The organism is Curtobacterium sp. MCSS17_006 (genome assembly GCF_003234215.1).
In the GTDB taxonomy this organism is placed as follows: Bacteria; Actinomycetota; Actinomycetes; order Actinomycetales; family Microbacteriaceae; genus Curtobacterium; species Curtobacterium flaccumfaciens.
The window spans coordinates 207,031-225,663 of record NZ_QKSO01000003.1 but is presented as its reverse complement, the minus strand read 5'-3'; the positions used below and the strand labels follow the sequence as shown (position 1 = coordinate 225,663).

General features: G+C 71.8%; 13 protein-coding genes and 1 tRNA gene. 11 read left to right on the top strand and 3 right to left on the bottom strand.

Annotated elements, in window-relative coordinates:
• Positions 1-48 precede the first annotated feature (48 nt).
• From DEJ21_RS04900 to mfd, 3 genes are all read left to right on the top strand, one after another.
• Complete coding sequence (locus DEJ21_RS04900; RefSeq protein WP_042537722.1) at positions 49-672, top strand: 50S ribosomal protein L25/general stress protein Ctc; 624 nt, start codon at positions 49-51, stop codon at positions 670-672.
• 29 nt (positions 673-701) lie between these two features.
• Positions 702-1,286: an aminoacyl-tRNA hydrolase gene (pth, locus tag DEJ21_RS04895; RefSeq protein WP_111054896.1), complete on the top strand. Its 585-nt coding sequence runs from the start codon at positions 702-704 to the stop codon at positions 1,284-1,286.
• Positions 1,287-1,368: 82 nt separating this feature from the next.
• Complete coding sequence (gene mfd, locus DEJ21_RS04890; RefSeq protein WP_111047454.1) at positions 1,369-4,977, top strand: transcription-repair coupling factor; 3,609 nt, start codon at positions 1,369-1,371, stop codon at positions 4,975-4,977.
• A gap of 159 nt (positions 4,978-5,136) precedes the next feature.
• Here the strand turns inward: mfd and nhaA are convergent, their stop codons facing one another.
• Entirely contained in the window at positions 5,137-6,315 is a 1,179-nt protein-coding gene (gene nhaA, locus DEJ21_RS04885; RefSeq protein WP_071406115.1) for a Na+/H+ antiporter NhaA, read from the bottom strand.
• A 90-nt stretch (positions 6,316-6,405) separates the two neighbouring features.
• Between nhaA and DEJ21_RS04880 the strand changes: the two genes are divergently transcribed.
• The 8 genes from DEJ21_RS04880 to DEJ21_RS04845 all read left to right on the top strand — a co-directional run bounded on the left by DEJ21_RS04880 (position 6,406) and on the right by DEJ21_RS04845 (position 14,721).
• Positions 6,406-7,119: a MazG family protein gene (locus DEJ21_RS04880; protein ID WP_111223873.1), complete on the top strand. Its 714-nt coding sequence runs from the start codon at positions 6,406-6,408 to the stop codon at positions 7,117-7,119.
• A 270-nt stretch (positions 7,120-7,389) separates the two neighbouring features.
• Positions 7,390-8,634 carry a histidine--tRNA ligase gene (hisS, locus tag DEJ21_RS04875; RefSeq protein WP_111223872.1) on the top strand — a complete coding sequence of 415 codons (1,245 nt, stop codon included), beginning with the start codon at positions 7,390-7,392 and terminating at the stop codon, positions 8,632-8,634.
• Positions 8,635-8,757: 123 nt separating this feature from the next.
• Positions 8,758-10,041 (top strand): phosphopyruvate hydratase, encoded by a 1,284-nt coding sequence (gene eno / locus DEJ21_RS04870; protein ID WP_027464494.1) that lies wholly within the window; start codon positions 8,758-8,760, stop codon positions 10,039-10,041.
• Positions 10,042-10,277: 236 nt separating this feature from the next.
• Positions 10,278-10,811 (top strand): septum formation initiator family protein, encoded by a 534-nt coding sequence (locus tag DEJ21_RS04865; RefSeq protein ID WP_111223871.1) that lies wholly within the window; start codon positions 10,278-10,280, stop codon positions 10,809-10,811.
• Between the two features lie 75 nt (positions 10,812-10,886).
• Positions 10,887-11,435 (top strand): DUF501 domain-containing protein, encoded by a 549-nt coding sequence (locus tag DEJ21_RS04860; protein WP_071406119.1) that lies wholly within the window; start codon positions 10,887-10,889, stop codon positions 11,433-11,435.
• Positions 11,436-11,475: 40 nt separating this feature from the next.
• On the top strand, positions 11,476-12,951 hold the full coding sequence (locus DEJ21_RS04855) for an NAD(P)/FAD-dependent oxidoreductase (RefSeq protein WP_017886746.1): 1,476 nt from the start codon (positions 11,476-11,478) through the stop codon (positions 12,949-12,951).
• A gap of 71 nt (positions 12,952-13,022) precedes the next feature.
• Positions 13,023-13,096, top strand: a tRNA-Leu gene (locus tag DEJ21_RS04850).
• Positions 13,097-13,380: 284 nt separating this feature from the next.
• A complete protein-coding gene (locus tag DEJ21_RS04845) occupies positions 13,381-14,721 on the top strand; it encodes a threonine/serine exporter family protein (RefSeq protein WP_027464496.1) in 1,341 nt (446 codons plus the stop codon).
• Between the two features lie 67 nt (positions 14,722-14,788).
• On the opposite strand, the gene DEJ21_RS04840 is transcribed toward DEJ21_RS04845, so the two are convergent.
• Entirely contained in the window at positions 14,789-16,480 is a 1,692-nt protein-coding gene (locus tag DEJ21_RS04840) for a class I adenylate-forming enzyme family protein (RefSeq protein WP_111223931.1), read from the bottom strand.
• 240 nt (positions 16,481-16,720) lie between these two features.
• A complete protein-coding gene (locus tag DEJ21_RS04835) occupies positions 16,721-18,607 on the bottom strand; it encodes an Ig-like domain-containing protein (RefSeq protein WP_146247697.1) in 1,887 nt (628 codons plus the stop codon).
• Between the last annotated feature and the right edge of the window lie 26 nt (positions 18,608-18,633).

Here is an 18,633-nt window from a genome sequence, read left to right as displayed (position 1 = left end):
CCCCACGATGCCGGCACCCCGGCGTCGTCCCCGACACCAGGAGGCACCATGGCCGACTACACCAAGCTCGCAGCGGAAGTCCGCACCAAGTTCGGCAAGGGCGCTGCTCGCAAGCTCCGCGCGGCCGACAAGATCCCCGCGGTCGTCTACGGCCACGGCACCGAGCCGAAGCACATCTCGCTGCCCGGTCACGAGACCATGCTGCTCGTCCGTACCGCCAACGCGGTCGTCGACCTCGACATCGAGGGTGCTGCGCAGCTCGCCCTCGTCAAGGACGTCCAGCGTGACCCGGTGCGCCAGATCATCGAGCACATCGACCTCGTGGTCCTCCGCCGCGGCGAGAAGGTCACGGTCGACGTGCCCGTCGTCATCGAGGGCGAGTCCTTCTCCGGCACCATCCACGTGCAGGACCTCAACACGATCTCGCTGCTCGTGCTCGCCACCGACATCCCGGAGCACGTCTCCGTGAACGTCGAGGGCCTCGAGGACGGCGTGCAGATCCACGCCTCGCAGCTCGAGCTCCCCGAGGGCGCCGAGCTCGAGACCGACCCCGAGGCGCTGGTCGTCGCGATCGTCACCCCGCGTGGCACCGCTGACGACGACGCTGCCGACGAGGCCTCGGCCGAGGCCGGCGCCGAGTCGGGTGCCGAGGGCGCCGCGGACTCCGAGTAACACCCCTTCGAAGACATCTGGTCGACGCTGTGACGGATCGAATCCTCGTGGTGGTCGGGCTCGGGAACCCCGGGCCCGACTACGCCGGCAACCGCCACAACGTCGGCCAGATGGTCCTCGACGAACTCGCCTCCCGCATGGGAGCGACGTTCAAGAAGCACAAGACGCCGAACCAGGTCGCCGAGGGGCGCCTGGTGCCCGGCGGCACACGACTCGTGCTGGCGAAGCCCGGCTCGTTCATGAACACCTCGGGCGGACCGGTCTCCTCAGTGCTCGGGTTCTACAGCGCCACCCCGGCCGACCTCGTCGTCGTGCACGACGAGCTCGACCTGCCGTTCGACACCGTCCGCCTGAAGGGCAGTGGCGGGCACGGCGGGCACAACGGGCTGCGCGACATCATCAAGGCCACCGGGACGAACGAGTTCATGCGCGTCCGGGTCGGCATCGGGCGTCCCCCCGGTCGGCAGGACCCGGCCGACTACGTGCTGCGTGACTTCTCCGCAGCCGAGAAGAAGACGCTGCCGATCCTGCTGGCCGACGCCGCCGACGCGGTCGAGGCGATCGCCGAGGTCGGGCTGCTCGCCGCACAGCAACGCGTGCACGCTCCGTCCTGAGCGCTCCGTGCCGGGCGTCGGCGCTGTTCGCCCGTCGCGCACGTCGCGGCCGGTGTCGGTGGCGGCCGGTACCATCTCCTGAGTGACGATCTCGGGCATCATCCCTGCGCTCTCGCGCGCCTCCGCCTTCGATCGCGTGCTGCGCGCCGCACCGCGCGACGCCGACTTCTCCGTCGTGGACGGCCTGCGCGTGCCGCTGCTCGGCGCGCTGCTCGCCGAGCGCAACGGCCCGCAGTGCGTCCTCGTCATCACGGCGACCGGGCGTGAGGCCGAGGCGGTCCGCGAAGCGTTTGGCAGCTACGTCCCCGACGCCGACGTGCTCGAGTTCCCGGCGTGGGAGACCCTGCCGCACGAACGCCTCAGCCCGAGTGCCCAGACCGTCGGCACGCGCATCGCGACGCTCCGGAAGCTCGCGGCGTGGCAGGCGGCGGACCCGGCCGAGCGCCGCCAGACCATCGTCGTCGCGAGCGTCCGCGCCGCGCTGCAGCCGATCGCGAGCAACCTGACGTCCCTGGCGCCCGTGGTGCTGCGGACCGACTCGCGGGGCAACGACCTGGCGGCGATCGCGTCCCAGCTGGTGGACCTCGCCTACTCGCGCGTCGACCTCGTCACCCGCCGTGGTGAGTTCGCGGTGCGCGGCGGCATCCTCGACGTCTTCCCGCCGACGGCCGACCACCCGGCACGCGTCGACTTCTTCGGCGACGAGATCGAGGCGATCAAGGCGTTCTCCGTCGCCGACCAGCGCACGACCGAGGACGACCTCGGCTCGGTCGAGCTGACCGCCTCGCGCGAACTCCTGCTCAGCGACGACGTCCGGCAGCGGGCGCGCGAGATGCTGCACGAATTCCCGAACCTGTCGCAGATGCTCGCGAAGATCGCCGAGGGCATCCCGGTCGAGGGCATGGAGTCCCTCGCTCCGGCGCTCGTGCAGGACCTCGTGCCGATGACCTCCTACCTGCCGGACGACGCCACCATCGCGGTGTTCTCGCCCGAGCGGGTCAACGGCCGCGCGAACAGCCTCGCCGAGACGAACACCGAGTTCCTGCAGGCGGCCTGGAGTGCAGCGGTCGCCGGTGCCCAGGCCCCGATCGACCTCGACGCGGGCAACTTCCTGACCGTGCAGCAGCTCAAGAACACCCGCGGCCAGCGCACCTGGTGGACGGTGTCGCCGTTCGACTCCGGCCTCGACGAAGGGGACACCGAGCGCGTCCTCACCGACGCCGAGGCCGCTGCCGAGGCCGGCGAGTACATCCGCGTCCGGGCCGAGGCGGTGCCGAGCTTCGCCGGCAGCGCCGACGGGGCGATCGCGCACGTCAAGTCGCTGACCGACGACGGGTGGGCCGTGGTGGTGACCGCGCAGGGCCAGGGACTCGTCGAGCGTGCGGTGCAGGTCCTGGCCGACGCCGGGGTCGCCGCCCGTGCCGCAGCGGTCGACGCGCCGCCCGAGCCGGGGTTCGCCGTCGTGACGACCGCGACCGTCGAGCACGGCTTCGCGATCCCCGACCCCCGTATCGCGGTCCTGAGCGAGGCGGAGTTCTACGGCCGCAGCGTCCAGCAGGGTGCCCGCACCGTCAAGAAACTCGCGAGCCGCCGCAAGAACGTCGTCGACCCGCTGCAGCTCAAGCCGGGCGACGTCGTCGTGCACGCGACCCACGGCATCGGCAAGTTCGTCGAGCTCGTCAGCCGCGAGGTCTCCAGCGGTGGCCGGAACGCCGTGAAGACGCAGCGCGAGTACCTCGTGCTCGAGTACGCGCCGTCGAAGCGCAACTACCCGGGCGACAAGCTCTTCGTGCCGACCGACCAGCTCGACCAGCTGTCGCGCTACGTCGGTGGCGAGTCCCCGACCCTGTCGAAGATGGGCGGCTCGGACTGGTCCGCCGCCAAGTCGAAGGCCCGCAAGGCCGTCCGCGACATCGCCGTCGACCTGGTGAAGCTCTACTCGGCGCGCATGGCGTCGAAGGGGCACGCGTTCGGTCCGGACACCCCGTGGCAGCGCGAGCTGGAAGAGGCGTTCCCGTTCGCCGAGACCGCCGACCAGCTCACCACGATCGACGAGATCAAGCGCGACATGGAACGCCCGATCCCGATGGACCGCCTGCTGTCCGGCGATGTCGGCTACGGCAAGACCGAGGTCGCGATCCGTGCCGCGTTCAAGGCCGTGCAGGACGGCAAGCAGGTCGTCATGCTCGTCCCGACGACCCTGCTCGTCCGCCAGCACATGGAGACGTTCCAGGAGCGCTTCGCCGGGTTCCCCGTGCACCTGCGCGCCCTGAGCCGGTTCCAGACCGAGAAGGAGTCGAAGGAGACGATCGCCGGGCTCGCCGACGGCACGGTCGACATCGTCATCGCGACCCACCGGATCCTGTCGCAGGGCATCACCTTCAAGGACGTCGGGCTCGTCATCATCGACGAGGAACAGCGGTTCGGGGTCGAGCACAAGGACCAGCTCAAGAAGTTCAAGACGAACGTCGACGTCCTGGCGATGTCGGCGACCCCGATCCCGCGCTCGCTCGAGATGGCGGTCACGGGCATCCGCGAGATGTCGACCCTGGCCACCCCGCCCGAGGACCGCCACCCGATCCTGACCTTCGTCGGCCCGCAGTCCGACCTGCAGGTGGCGGCGGCGATCCGCCGCGAGCTGCTGCGCGAGGGCCAGGTGTTCTACGTGCACAACCGCGTGAAGGACATCCAGTCGGTCGCCGCGCACCTGGCCGAGATCGTGCCGGACGCGCGCATCGCCGTCGCGCACGGGCAGATGTCGGAGACCGCCCTCGAGCAGGTCATGGTCGACTTCTGGGAGCGCCGCTTCGACGTCCTCGTCTCGACGACGATCATCGAGACGGGCCTGGACATCGCCAACGCGAACACGCTCATCATCGACAAGGCGGACAAGTACGGCCTGTCGCAGCTGCACCAGCTGCGGGGACGTGTCGGCCGTGGGCGGGAGCGGGGGTACGCGTACTTCCTCTACGACTCCGAGAAGCCGTTGTCCGAGACCGCACAGGACCGCCTCGAGACGATCGCCGCGAACAACGAGCTCGGCGCGGGCATGCAGGTCGCCATGAAGGACCTCGAGATCCGCGGGGCCGGCAACCTGCTCGGCGGGGAGCAGTCCGGCCACATCGCGGGCGTCGGGTTCGACCTGTACCTGCGGATGATCGGCGAGGCGGTGTCGCAGTTCCGTGGCGACGTCGCCGAGGGGCAGACCGAGCTCCGGCTCGAGATCCCCGTCGATGCGCACATCCCCGAGGACTACGTCGAGTCCGAGCGACTCCGGCTCGAGGCGTACCAGAAGCTCTCGGCGGCCTCGGCCCCGACGGCGCAGCCGAACGCGATCGACATGGTGCTCGACGAGCTCACTGACCGCTACGGGCAGCCGCCGCAGGCCGTGCAGACGCTGGTCGAGGTCTCTCGCCTCCGTCGCATGGCGCAGCAGGTCGGCCTGTCCGACGTCGTCGTGATGGGCTCGAACCTGCGGGTCGCCGGCAAGGAGCTCGCCGACTCGTCGCAGGTGCGCCTGAAGCGCATGTTCCCGGGCGCGCGCTGGTTCCCGCAGCAGAACGCGACGAGCATCCCGATGCCGCGTCCGCACGACCAGGCGCTGCCGGACGATGCCCTCATCCAGTGGGTGGAGAGCATCCTCACCGCCGTCTACGGGGCGACGACCCCTGCAGAGGCGCCGGCCGCGTAGACGCGAGCGGAGTCGGACTGGAGGCACGGTGCGGGCCCGCACCGTGCCTCCAGGCCGTCATCGGCCACGTCCACGGCGCGCGCGCCCTTCGCGACGATCCACGCGTCGAACGACGCGTGGCCTGTCGTGGCACGGGTGTGAACCCCGGCCCGCGAGCCGCTACTCGGTGTCCTCGGCCTCGGACAGCTCGCGGCGCGCGCGGTACGCCCGCGCCCGCAGGGTGACGACGACCGCCGACGCGACGATGGCGATGCCCGAGCCGACGAGCACGGCGAGGACGCCCTCGTCGAGGATCTCCTCGTTGCGGGCGAACGCCAGCTCGTTCATGAGCAGCGACACCGTGAACCCGATGCCGCCGAGCACGCCGACGGTGATGATCGAGAAGAACGACAGCGACGAGCGGCCGGGCGAGCGGAAGATCCGCGTGGCGATCGTGCCGAACAGCGTGATGCCGATCACCTTGCCGACCGGCAGCGCGAGGACGACCGCCCAGAACGTGGGGGAGAGCTCGCTGATGCCGACCGAGGGGATGATGACGGCGGCCGACGCGAACGCGAACACCGGCAGGACGATGGCGTTCGACCACGGCTCGACGTTCTCGTGCAGGGTGTGGCCCGGGCGGCGGGGCAGCACGAGCCCGAGTGCGACGCCGGCGATGGTGGCGTGCACACCGGAGTGGTAGACGAGCCACCAGGTCAGGAGCCCGACGACGACCATCGCCACGATGATGAACGTCTGCCCGCTGCGCCCCGGACGGAGCATCCGGCCGAGCAGCCAGAACACCGCGAGGGTGACGACAGCGCCCGCGAGGGCCAGGAAGTCGGTGTCGTGGGCGAACACCACGGCGATGATGATGATCGCGATGAGGTCGTCGAGCACGGCCAGCGCGAGCAGGAACACCCGGATACCGCTCGGCAGCCCGCGACCGAACATGGCGAGCACCCCGAGCGCGAACGCGATGTCCGTCGCCGTCGGGATCGGCCAGCCGTGCGTGTACTGCGTGCCCGCGGTGACGAGCAGGAAGATGCCGGCCGGGACGAGCACGCCGCCGACCGCCGCGATGGCGGGGATGATCGCGGTCTTGGGGTTCGACAGCTCGCCGTCGACGAGTTCCTGCTTCAGCTCGATCGCGACGAGCAGGAAGAAGACCGCGAGCAGACCGTCGCTGATCCAGTGCGCGATCGACAGGTCGAGTCCCAGGGCACCGAGCGGCAGGTGCGCGTCGAGCAGCCGTTCGAGGCCGGGGCCGATCGGGGAGTTCGCCACGACCAGGCCGAGCACGGCGGCGGTGAGGAGCGCGATGGCGCTGAAGCGGGGGGAGCGGACGAGGGACGACATGGATCTCCGTCTCGAGGGGTCGGGTGAGTGTCCGTCGACCAGACTTCCCGACACACCACGACCAGTCTACGCGGGTGGCACGATGACGTGATGACCGCCGTACCGGACCTCGTGACCGTCGTCGACCGCCTGCTCGCCGAGGACGGCGGGTGCGTCTGGAACCGGGCGCAGACCCACGCCTCGCTCGCCCGCTACGCCGTCGAGGAGTCGTACGAACTCGTCGACGCCATCGACGACGGCGACCCGGACGACGTCCGCGAGGAACTCGGCGACCTGCTCTACCAGGTGGTCCTGCACGCGGGGATCGCTGCCCGCGCGGGGGACTTCACCCTCGAGGACGTCGCCGCCGGGGTCCGGGACAAGATGACCAGGCGGCACCCGCACGTGTTCGGCGACGAGACGGCGGACACCGTCGAGGACGTCGTGCGGGTCTGGCGTGCGGCCAAGGCGGCCGAGAAGGCGAGTCGGCGGAGTGCGTTCGACGGGGTGCCGCGGGCGATGCCGCCGCTGGAGCGCGCGGTGAAGCTGCTGGAACGCCTGGAGGAACGTGGGGACGCCGACGCGGTCGTCGCGTCCGTCGTCGGGGCCGGTTCCGGCGTCGGCCCGGAGGCCCGTGGTGCGTCAGCCGCGCCCGCCGCGTCGGCCGCGCCCGCTGCGGACGACGGGGTGGGCACGGTCGACGCCGAATGGGGGCGAGCGGTGCTCGGGGAGGTCGCGGCTGCGGCACGACGCGGGGTGGACCCGGTCGCGAGTCTTCGGGCCGCGGTGTCGGCGCTGGAGGAGGCCGGTCGGGCTGTGGAGTGATCCCCGGTGCGCGAGATCGCTGCGGACAGGGAGAACGGGCGCCCTCCCAACCCGAAAAAGAGAGGGCGCCCGTGAGCGGGCGTCGGCTCCACCAGGGAGAGGGGCCGACAGGGAAGCCCGCTCGAACCGCGGGACGCACTGCAGCACGTCGCCCCGCGAATCGATCCGGAGCGTGGATCAGGCACGATCCGGACCGAGGTTCTGCATGCAGTATGCCAGTGGGTCGGTGTGCGCGCAAGTCAGAGACGCCCGTCTGCCAGAATTGACCGCATGGCAACGACCGTGACGGCACCCCGTGGCATGCGTGACTTCCTCCCGGCGGACAAGGCCCGGCGCGAGCACGTGCTCGGTGTCGTGCGGGACGTCTACTCGCGGCACGGTTTCGACGAGATCGAGACCCCGGTGGTGGAGGACGCTGCGCGGCTGCACTCCGGGCTCGGCGGTGACAACGAGAAGCTGGCGTTCGCGGTGATGAAGCGTGGACTCACCACCGAGGACCTGCAGGCGGCCGAAGCACCGCTGGACCTCGCCGACCTCGGTCTCCGGTTCGACCTGACGGTCCCGCTGGCTCGCTTCTACGCCTCGCACCGTGCGGAGCTGCCGTCGGTGTTCCGATCCGTGCAGATCGCGCCGGTCTGGCGTGCCGAGCGCCCGCAGAAGGGCCGCTACCGCCAGTTCGTGCAGTGCGACATCGACATCCTGGGGGAGCCCGGGCAGCTCGCCGAGATCGAGCTCATTCGCGCGACGACCGCGGCCCTCGACGCCCTCGGGGTCCGCGGCACGACGATCCGGATCAACGACCGCCGGATCCTGCTGGCGCTCCTCGCGTCGTGGGGGATCACCGAGCCGGCCGCCGCCGACCGCGCGCTCATCACGATCGACAAGCTCGACAAGATCGGTGCGGACGGCGTCGCGGCGGAACTCCGCAGCACCGTGGGCGCCGACCTGCCCGGGCTCGAGGACACCATCCGTGCGCTCGAGGCCGCCGACTGGAAGTCGGTCGAGGGCGCGCCGTGGCTCGACGTCGAGGCCTTCGCCGACCTGCTCCGCCTGCGCGAGGCGCTCCCAGGGGTGGACCTGCGCTTCGACCCGACGCTCGTGCGCGGCATGGGCTACTACACGGGCACGATCTTCGAGGTCGCGCACCCCGACTTCGGCTACAGCCTCGGTGGCGGCGGCCGGTACGACGGGATGATCGGTCGGTTCCTCGGGCAGGACGTCCCCGCGGTCGGGTTCTCGCTCGGGTTCGAGCGGCTCGTCGACCTCGTGACCCTCCCGGAGTCCGCCGAGGCCGACGCCGTCGTGCTCGTGTACGACAAGGACGTCGATCCGGTCCGGCTCGCCGCGCTGAAGACCGAGGCGCTGGCGTCCCACCGACGCGTCCGGCTCGAGCGCCGCACGAAGAACACCAAGAACCTGCTCGCCGGCCTCGCCGCCCAGGGCTTCACGGCGTTCGCGACCGTCTCGGCGGACACCGCGTCGCTCGAGGGCGTCGAGTTCCGCCCGCTCGACTGAGCACCCAGTCCTCGTTCCAGCACGGACTCGTCCACAGCGGGGCGTCACGGCCGACGTCGTGTTCACCTCCGCTCGCTAGGATCGACACCGCAATCACCACAACCAATGTGTAGGGAGTACCCCGTGGCCCTGATCGATGCCGTAGGCGCACGCGAAGTCCTCGATTCCCGAGGCAACCCGACGGTCGAGGTCGAGGTCCTCCTCGACGACGGCGTCGTGTCCCGCGCGCTCGTCCCGTCCGGTGCATCCACCGGCGCGTTCGAGGCGTACGAGCTGCGCGACGGCGACGCCTCGCGCTACGGCGGCAAGGGCGTGCTCAAGGCCGTCGACGCCGTCCTCGACGAGATCGGCCCGGCGCTCGAGGGCTTCGACGCCACCGACCAGCGCCTCGTCGACGCCGCGCTCATCGAGCTCGACGGCACCGAGAACAAGTCCCGCCTCGGGGCGAACGCGATCCTCGGCGCCTCGCTCGCCGTGGCCCGTGCCGCAGCCGACTCGGTCGACCTGCCGCTCTTCCGCTACCTCGGTGGCCCGAACGCGCACACGCTGCCCGTCCCGCTGATGAACGTCGTCAACGGTGGTGCCCACGCGGACACCAACGTCGACATCCAGGAGTTCTTCCTGGTGCCCTACGGCGCCGAGTCCTTCTCCGAGGCACTCCGCTGGGGCGTCGAGACCTACCACGCCCTCAAGGGCGAGCTGAAGAAGCAGGGCCTGGCCACCGGCCTCGGCGACGAGGGCGGCTTCGCGCCGGAGCTCGCGTCGAACCGCGCTGCGCTCGACTTCCTGCTCACCGCGATCGAGAAGGCCGGCTACACGCCCGGCAAGGACATCGCCGTCGGCCTCGACGTCGCGTCCACCGAGTTCTTCTCGGACGGCAAGTACCAGTTCGAGGGCAAGCAGCTCTCGAGCCAGGAGTTCACCTCCTACTTCGCCGAGCTCGTCGCGAACTACCCCCTCGTCACCATCGAGGACCCGCTGGCCGAGGACGACTGGGAGGGCTGGTCGCACCTGACCGCCGAGCTCGGCGACAAGGTCCAGATCGTCGGCGACGACCTGTTCGTCACCAACCCGAAGCGTCTGCAGCGGGGCATCGACGAGAAGGCCGCGAACTCGATCCTCGTCAAGGTCAACCAGATCGGCACGCTCACCGAGACCCTCGACGCGGTCTCGCTCGCGCACCGTCACGGCCTGACCTCGATCCTGTCGCACCGCTCCGGCGAGACCGAGGACACCACGATCGCGGACATCGCGGTCGCGGTCGACGGTGGTCAGATCAAGACCGGCGCCCCGGCCCGCTCGGACCGCGTCGCGAAGTACAACCAGCTGCTCCGCATCGAGGAAGAGCTCGGCGACGCCGCGGTGTACGCCGGTCGCTCGGCCTTCCCGCGCGCCGCGTCGCTGTAACCAGCCCGGCCAGCAGTACCCGCACCACCGAGACGCCGTCCTCCTCCAGGAGGGCGGCGTCTCGTCGTGTGTGCGGTGCCGAGTGGTGTGTGGTGACCGCTCCAGGTGCGGGACCGACGGGCGGGCCGGAGCCGTGCCTCCCGGCTGCCTCACCCGGACGACGCGAGACGCTGGGAGGGCGCCGAACGGCCGCGTGCCGGGCGGGCGGACCGTCCGCTCCGGGTTATCGTCGGACCGTGCCCAGCCAGAAGCCCCGCGTCCGCCGCGTCCCCGTGGCGATGCCCGACGGCAGCACCTCCGCGCAGCCCTGGTACCGCTCGATCCACTTCTCCGGGTTCAGCCTGCTCATGCTCGCGATCATCGTGCTGTTCGTGGTGGTGCTCGCGCCGTCGCTCCGGACGCTCATCCAGCAGCAGGAGCAGATCGCCCAGCAGCAGCAGGAGGTCGCGAGCCAGAAGGCCGACGTTTCACAGAAGAAGAAGGACGTCGCACGCTGGGACGACCCGGCCTACATCGAGGCCCAGGCCCGCGACCGACTGCTCTACGTGTACCCGGGCGAGGAGAGCTACCTCGTGATGGGCGCCGAGGACGACGGCGCCGACACGACCCCCACCACCGACTCCGGCACCCCCGTGAGCGCGAAGGTGCAGACGCCCAAGGTCGACTGGGTGCAGGCGATGCTCTCGTCGGTGCTGCAGTCCGGACTGACGGACGAGCGTGCCGCCGACCTCGTCGCCCCCGACGTCTCCGGCACGGGCGACAGCAAGTAGTCCGAACCGCGGGGCGCGGAGCCGTCCGGGCCGACGGTGCGAGGGGTTCCGCTTCTCCGGTAGGCTCACGTTCCCGTGACGACCCCTCCCTTCGACCCGCCCTCCGACCGCGACGTCCAGGTCGTGTCGGCGCAGCTCGGCCGACCGGCACGTGACGTCATCGGGATCGCGGCACGCTGCGTCTGTGGCAACCCCACCGTCGTCTCCACGAAGCCCCGGCTGTCGAACGGCACCCCGTTCCCGACGTTCTACTACCTGTGCCACCCCGCGGCCACCGCTGCGGTCAGCACCCTCGAGGCCAACCAGGTGATGCCCGAGCTGGCAGCCCTGCTCGAGGACCCCGAAGTCGCCGCGCAGTACCGCGCGGCCCACGAGTCGTACCTGGCCGATCGCGAGTCGATCGAACACGTCGACGAGATCGACGGCATCAGCGCCGGGGGCATGCCCACCCGCGTGAAGTGCCTGCACGCCCTCGTCGGCCACGCCCTCGCCGCCGGACCCGGCGTCAACCCCATCGGCGACCTCGCGCTCGAGCGCGCGGACTGGTCGCCCTCCCGGTGTGAGTGCCGGGCGTATGATGACGGTGCAGACGCTGGAGTCGGGGCGGGTGGCGGCGAAGTCTGACCCGACTCCCGCACACCCCCATCCAAGGAGATCATCCCCCGTGCCCAAGATCCTCGTCGTCGGCGGCGGTTACGCCGGTTTCTACACCGCATGGAAGCTCGAGAAGCACCTTCGCCAGGGCGAAGCCGAGGTCGTCATGGTGGACCCGCTGCCGTACATGACGTACCAGCCGTTCCTGCCCGAGGTCGCCGCCGGTTCCATCGAGCCGCGTCACGCGGTCGTCGCGCACCGTCGTCACCTCAAGAAGACCCGCGTCGTCACGGCGAAGGTCACCAAGGTCGACCACGCCACCAAGACGGCGACGATCACCCCGACCGAGGGCGAGGCGTGGGAGGAGTCCTACGACCAGATCGTCATGACCGCCGGCGCGGTGTCCCGCACGTTCCCGATCCCGGGCGTCGCGGACGAGGCCATCGGCCTGAAGACCATCGAGGAAGCCGCGTCGATCCGTGACCGCATCCTCAGCAACTTCCACAAGGCGGCGAACCTGCCGGCCGGTCCCGAGCGCGACCGCCTGCTCACCGTCGTCGTCGTCGGTGGTGGCTTCGCCGGCATCGAGGTGTTCGCCGAGCTCCGCTCCTTCGTCACCGACCTGCTGAAGAGCCACCCGCAGCTGTCCTTCGACGACACGCACTTCCACCTGGTCGAGGCGATGGGCCGCATCATGCCCGAGGTCTCGCTCGAGACCTCGCACTGGGTGCTCAAGAACCTCGCCGAGCGTGGCGCGACCGTGCACCTCGAGACCCAGCTGGCCTCGGCCGTGGGTGGCGTCTGCGAGCTCAAGACGAGCGACGGCGCGATCGAGACCATCCCGTCCGACCTCATCATCTGGACCGCCGGCGTCATGGCGAACCCGATGGTCAAGGGCACCGACTTCCCGCTCGAGCAGCGTGGCCGCATCCGCGTGCAGCCCGACCTGCGCGTGGTGGACGACAACGGCGTGATCGCCGACGCATGGGCCTGCGGCGACGTCGCAGCCGTGCCGGACCTGACCGGTGGCGGTGTCGGCGGGTTCTGCGTGCCGAACGCCCAGCACGCCGTGCGCCAGGCCAAGCAGCTCGCGAAGAACGTCGTCGCGACCATCCGTGGCGAGGCGACGACCGACTACAAGCACGAGAACCTCGGCGCCGTCGCGGGTCTCGGCCTCGGCACCGGTGTGTTCCAGTCCGGCAAGTTCGCCATGAAGGGCTTCCTGGCCTGGGGTGCCCACCGCGGCTACCACGGCCTGGCCATGCCGTCGTGGGAGCGCAAGTGGCGCGTCATCGGCGACTGGGTCGGTGGCTTCTTCCTGGGCCGCGACATCGTGTCGCTCGACGACCGCGAGACCCCGCGTGCCGCGTTCGAGGCGTTCGCGTCCCGTCCGAAGCCCGCCGCCGAGGCCCCGGCCGCGCCCGCCGCAGCCCCGGCTCCGGAAGAGGGCAAGGTCGCCGGTGCCGCCGGCCCCGTCTACGGCGAGCCCGCGAAGGACGTCTCCAACGCCCCCGAGCCGGTGACGGCCCCGGCCGACGCCAAGTAGCAACGCTCGTCACGAAGGCGGTCACCTGTGAAGGGTGGCCGCCTTCGTGCATCGGTAGGCTGTTCCGGCCCGCCCCCGTGGCCCAATCGGTAGAGGCACGCGACTTAAAATCGCTGAGTTGTGGGTTCGAGTCCCACCGGGGGTACCGCCGAGGCTCTGGCGCGGCGCCCGCCGCGTGGCGCCCGCCGCGTGCCGCTGCGAAAGCGACAGAACTCTGCGAACAGTTCGCGTCGTTCTGTCGCTCCGGCCGCACAGTCCGAGCGATGGTCCTGCCATCTGTCGCTTCGACGGTGGGATCGGGGCGCCCTGGGCATCGGACTGGAGGCGCGGGACCGGCCCGCCACGTGCCTCCCGGCCCGCGGACCGTCGCCATCCCGCGAAGACGGCGCGACTGCACGACCGGCTCGCCGCCGAGTAGCATCGACGATCGTGGTCGGACTCGGAAGCGCACTCGCCAACCTGCAGAACGCCCTCCGCCGACCGGAGGCACACGTCGAGGTCGTCGACGGTGAGAGCGTCCCGGTCGGCATGCTCCTCGGCACCCTCGGAGCCCTGCTCCTGGACGCCGGCAGCTCCGTCACCGACGTCCGGTCGGCGCTCGAGAAGGCCCGGGACGCCGCCGGGGTCGGACCGACGCTCGCGATCGGCGTCCTGCCCGCCCTGGTGATGGTGAGCGAGGTCTCGACGGGCGCCGCCACCATCGTCAACGCCGAGGGCGTCGAACTGTCGTCCCGCCAGGCCGCCCGCGCCAACCGCGTCGTGCTCGGGCTCGAGAGCGGCTCCATCGCCCTCGCCGAGATCCCCGCCCGCGTCCGGGCCATCCGGGCCGGCACCGTCCCACCGCCCGCGCTGCCGTGGATCCTCGGCAACGCCCTGACCTCGGCCGGCCTGGCCGTCGTCTTCCGCTGCCCCTGGTGGGCGATCGTCCTGGCGCTCGTCGTCGGCGGCCTGGTCGGCGTGATCGGACTGGTCCTCCGGCGCTTCCGCGAGGCCGTGGCGATCATCCCGTTCCTGGCCGCGTTCGTGTCGACGGCGATCGTCGGCCTGGTCGCCGCGGGCACCGGGTTCGAGCAGGTCCCGCTCTTCGCGGTCTGCGCCCCGGTGGCGGTGTTCGTCCCGGGCGCGCTCATCACCAACGCGTTGCTCGAACTCACCGCCGCCGACATCGTCACCGGGTCGTCGCGACTGGTGCAGGGGCTCATCATGCTCGGCTTCATGGCCGCCGGCATCGCGTCCGGCAGCGCCCTGACCGGGTTGCACGTCGACCCGTCGTCGGCCGCGCTCGTCGGCGAGGTCGCGGGGGTCGGCACCGACCTGGCCGGCTGGGAGTCCGTGCCCGCGTACTGGGTGTCGTGGGTCGCCGTCGTGGTGCTCGCGGTCGGGCTCGGTCTGGTGTTCCGGTCCGGGTGGCGCCTGACGCTCGTGTCGGTGGCGGTCATGGTCACCGCCTACGCCGTGGTGAGCACGACGACGCCGCTCTGGGGCAGCGTCGTCGCGACCGGGGCCGCAGCGGCGCTGCTGTTCGTCGCGACCCGGTTGCTCGAGCGGCTCGTGCCGGCGATCCCGGCGACGGTGTCGTTCTTCCCGGCGTTCCTGCTGCTCGTGCCGGGGACGGTCGGGCTGGTGGCGGTGGCCACCTTCGATCCCGAGGCGCTCGCGACCCCGCTCGCGACCTTCGTCAGCCTGTGCATCGGGACGAAGATCGGCGGGCTGCTGCCCGGCCTCTTCGCCCGCAACGCGCCCCGGCGTGCGGTGGACGCGACCAGCTGACGGACGGGAGGCCCGTGGCGGCGCCGCCACGGGCCTCCAGGCCGTCACCGCTCGGGTACCGGGCCCGCTACGGCTCGATCAGCCGGCCGGCTGCCTGGTCCGCCGCGGCCGTGTCCTTCGCCAGGTAGTGCACCTTCTTGCCGGTGGCGTTGTAGGGGAGGTCCGTGACGAAGCGGTACCGCCGCGGGCGCTTGTACCGGGCGAGGCCCGGGTGGGACCCCGTCCAGTCCTCGAGCGCGGCGGCTGCCTCGGTGTCGTCGGCCGGCAGCCGGTCGCCGGCACGGACGACGTACGCCGTGACGACCTCGCCCCACCGCGGGTCCGGCACACCCACCACGATGGAGTCGGCGACCCCGGGGTGCTCCTGCAGCACCGCCTCGACCTGGACGGGGTGCACGTTCTCGCCGCCGGAGATGACCATGTCGTCCTTGCGGCCCACGATCGTCACCCGCTCGTGCTCGTCCCAGGTGGCGAGGTCGCCCGGGTAGAACCAGCCGTTCGCGAACTTCTCGGCCTCGAGCCCGGGGTTCCGGTACGAGTAGCCGGACTTCACGGTGCGGACGGCGAACTCCCCGATCTCGGTGCCGTCCTTCGCCACCGTGTCGGTCGGGTCGGCCAGACGGTCCTCGTGCACGCGGACGACGGCGACGTCGTCGTCGGTCGATGCGCGACCGGTGGACCCGGCGCCGTCCGGGAAGTCCTCGGGGCGCAGGAACGTGTTCCAGAAGGTCTCGGTGGTGCCGTAGCCGTTGAAGATCCGCGGCGACAGCAGCTCCTGGTACCGCAGTGCCGCGGCACGGTCGAGCGGCGCGCCCATCGTGACGATGCCGTTGAGGCTCGACAGGTCCCGCGCCCGGCGTTCCTGCGCGTCGGCGAGCTGCACCAGGTTCGGCGGGGCCCCGATCAGGAACGTCAGGCGCTCGGACTCGACCAGGTCGAGCACCCGGTCGGCGTCGAAGTGGCGCAGCGTCGTGAGTTCCGCGCCGACGTAGAACACCGGGTTCGGGCCGCCCGAGTACAGGCCGCCACGGTGGAACAGCGGCGACATGTTGAGCGTCTTGTCGAACGGACTGAGCGGGAAGTGCATGACCACGTCGTGCGCGCTGAGCACCTCGACCAGGCTCGGCAGCGGGACGGGCTTCGGACGACCGGTGGTGCCCGAGGTGTAGAGCCGGGTGGACTCGTCGTAGGTGCTGCGCGGGCCGACCGCCGCGAGTTCCTCGGGGGAGACGGGCTCGGACGCGAGCAGCTCGGCGAACCGGTCGTGGTCGCCGCGGACCGGGACGACCTGGTTCGGCCGGTGCGGCGAGGACTCGATCGCGGCGGTGATCGCACTCGTCCGCTCGGTGTCGTGCACCAGGACGGCGGGTGCGGAGTCCTCGATGATGAACGCGACCTCGTCCGGGGCGAGCCGGAAGTTCGTCGGCGAGAACACGGCGCCGATACGGTGGCAGGCCAGGTAGAGCATCGCGAACTCGGGTGAGTTGAACAGCTCGACCATCACGACGGAACCCCGTCCGCCACCGTGCCGGACGAGCCACCCGGCGATCCGGTCGACGGCGTCGCCGAGCTCGGCGTAGGTCCACGAGCGGTCCGTCTCCGGCTCGCGGAGCGCGGGTCGGCCGGCGAAGCGGTGGGTGTTGCGGGCGAAGCCGTTCGCGTAGGTGAAGCTGCCCTCGAACACCTCGCGGAAGCGTGTCGCGTCGTAGTCGGACCGGGTGTCGGCGTGGGGTTCCGGGTCGGGTCGGGTGTCGGTCATCATCGCTCCTGCCGCGGTCGTGCGGTGCACACCGTCGGTGCTGCGCGGGCACCGGTCGCGCGGCACTGCTGCACCGCTGGTCCGGTGCGGCGTCGGTCGTCCGTGCGGGACGGCGAACGTCCTCCGTGCGGTGCGACCAGCACCGTTCGTCACACTAGCCCGCTGTCCGCGAACCGGCCCGGATGTGCGTCTTCTGTCCGACCGGTGGTGCGGTGCGCCGCTCTGGAGGCCCGGCTCGGGTCAGACGCGGGCCGCGCGCCGGTCGGTGCGCAGCCAGACCAGGGCCGCGATCGCGGCCGCCACGCAGGCCGCGGCGATGCCGACGAGCAGGGCGGGTGCGGCGTGCGTGCCGGTCGTCCCCGAGTAGACCGCGGTGGTCAGCGCGACGGCGACCACCGCGAGCGCGACGTACCGGCCACGGGAGGCGGCGAGCAGTGCACTGCCGGCGGACCCCGCGACGGGCAGCAGGGTCGCGACGACGGCACCGAGGCCGCCGACGCACAGCGTGATGGCGAACTCCGACCCGAGCGACACCCAGAAGCCACCGCCCGCGAGCAGGCTGTGCAGCACCCAGCCGGCCGCGGCGAGTCCGAGCAGCGCCAACACCCGCCAGGTCGCACCCCGGGCGCTCGTGGTGATCTCGGTGCCCAGGCGGAGCGGGCCGGTCCCCAGATCGGGGCGGACGGACGGCACGAGGACGACCCCGACGATGAGTGCGGGGGACAGGTCCGCCGCGCGGGTGACGCCGCACGCCACGAGGGCTGCGAGCACGAGCCACGGCGACACCCGGAACCCGACGGTTCGATGGTCGCTGCCGGCTGCCCACCGCGTGGCGAACACGACGGCGGCGGTCAGGACCCCGGTCCCGGCGAGGACGGCGATCGCCAGACGGGCGTAGCGGGCCTCGAGCTCGACGCCCACCCCGAGCAGGGTGCACAGCGCCGTGACGGACACCGCGATGGTGATCGACGCCCAGGTCGGCAGGACGTCGTCGCCGCGTGCGCGGTCCGACCGCGAGCGGTTGCGGCCGAGCAGCCCGGCGAACGGCGAGCGGAGGCGACCCCGGGTGGCCGCGGCCACGAGGGCGAGCGGGGCGGCGATCAGCAGGAGGAACCCGGCGGCGACGGCGGTGGCGACCAGGACGGTCTTCCACGAGAACGCGGCCTGGATGGTCGGGACGGTGCGGTCGTAGGTGGTCGCCGCGGTCCAGTCGCCGGCGGGGCCGGACCAGTCGGGGTGGCCTCCGGCGCTGCCGACGCCGGCCGGGGTGCTGCCGGTGCCGTCGCTGGGGCCGTTGCCGTTGCCGGGGCCTGCTGCGCCGCCGTCGTCGTTGCCGTTGCCGTTGCCGCCGTTGCCCCCGTGACCGGCGGCGTTCGTGCCGTTGCCGTCGCCGGTTCTGCCGTGGCCGGTCGCGCCGGGGGTGCCCGTCGTCGCGCCGGACCCCGGCGTCGACGTACCCGGCGTCCCCGGGGCGTCCGTGGCGCCCGGGGTCGGTGTGGCGGTCGGGGCCGTGGTGGTGGACCACACCGTGACCCGGACGGCGGCCGACGACCGGGAGTAGTTGCCGGCGACGTCGTGCTGCGTCGCGGTGAGCTGGTGCCCGCCGGCGCGCAGCGTCGACCCCGCGGTGGAGCACGACCACGAGGCGTCCGACGCGACCACCACGCCGCACACCGGTGCACGGTCGACGTACACGGTCACGCGGGCGCCCGGCTCACCGGTCCCGGCCACCGTCGTCGAGCGGGTGCCGATCCGCTGGCCGTCGTCCGGTGAGGTGATGCGTGGGGCAGCGGGCGCCGTGCGGTCGACCGTGACCGTCACGGGAGCGGACGCGGCGCTCCGCAGGTCGGACCGGTAGCCGCGCGCCGTGCTGGCGGTCTGCGACGCGGTGACGGTGAACCGGCCGTCGGCGAGCGACCCGAGGGCGGCCACCCACCGGCCGTCCGCACCGACCCGGGCGGTCTGCTGGGCCGAGGAGCCGGACACCGACAGCAGCACCGTCGATCCGGGGTACCCCGTGCCGGAGACCGTGCCGCCGGTGGGCCCGGCGGCCGCCAGGGTCGGCGGGACGATGACGTCCGAGGCCGGTGCGCTCGCGACGGGCAGTGCGGCGACGAGGTCGCGCACCGTGAAGACCTGTTGCGGGCCGGAGT

What these genes read in the sequence shown, in the direction of transcription:
- DEJ21_RS04880 (WP_111223873.1), top strand. Translation starts at nt 6,406, where the DNA reads ATGACCGCCGTACCGGACCTCGTGACCGTCGTCGACCGCCTGCTCGCC.
- DEJ21_RS04900 (WP_042537722.1), top strand. Translation starts at nt 49, where the DNA reads ATGGCCGACTACACCAAGCTCGCAGCGGAAGTCCGCACCAAGTTCGGC.
- hisS (WP_111223872.1), top strand. Translation starts at nt 7,390, where the DNA reads ATGGCAACGACCGTGACGGCACCCCGTGGCATGCGTGACTTCCTCCCG.
- nhaA (WP_071406115.1), bottom strand. Translation starts at nt 6,315, where the DNA reads ATGTCGTCCCTCGTCCGCTCCCCCCGCTTCAGCGCCATCGCGCTCCTC.
- DEJ21_RS04840 (WP_111223931.1), bottom strand. Translation starts at nt 16,480, where the DNA reads ATGACCGACACCCGACCCGACCCGGAACCCCACGCCGACACCCGGTCC.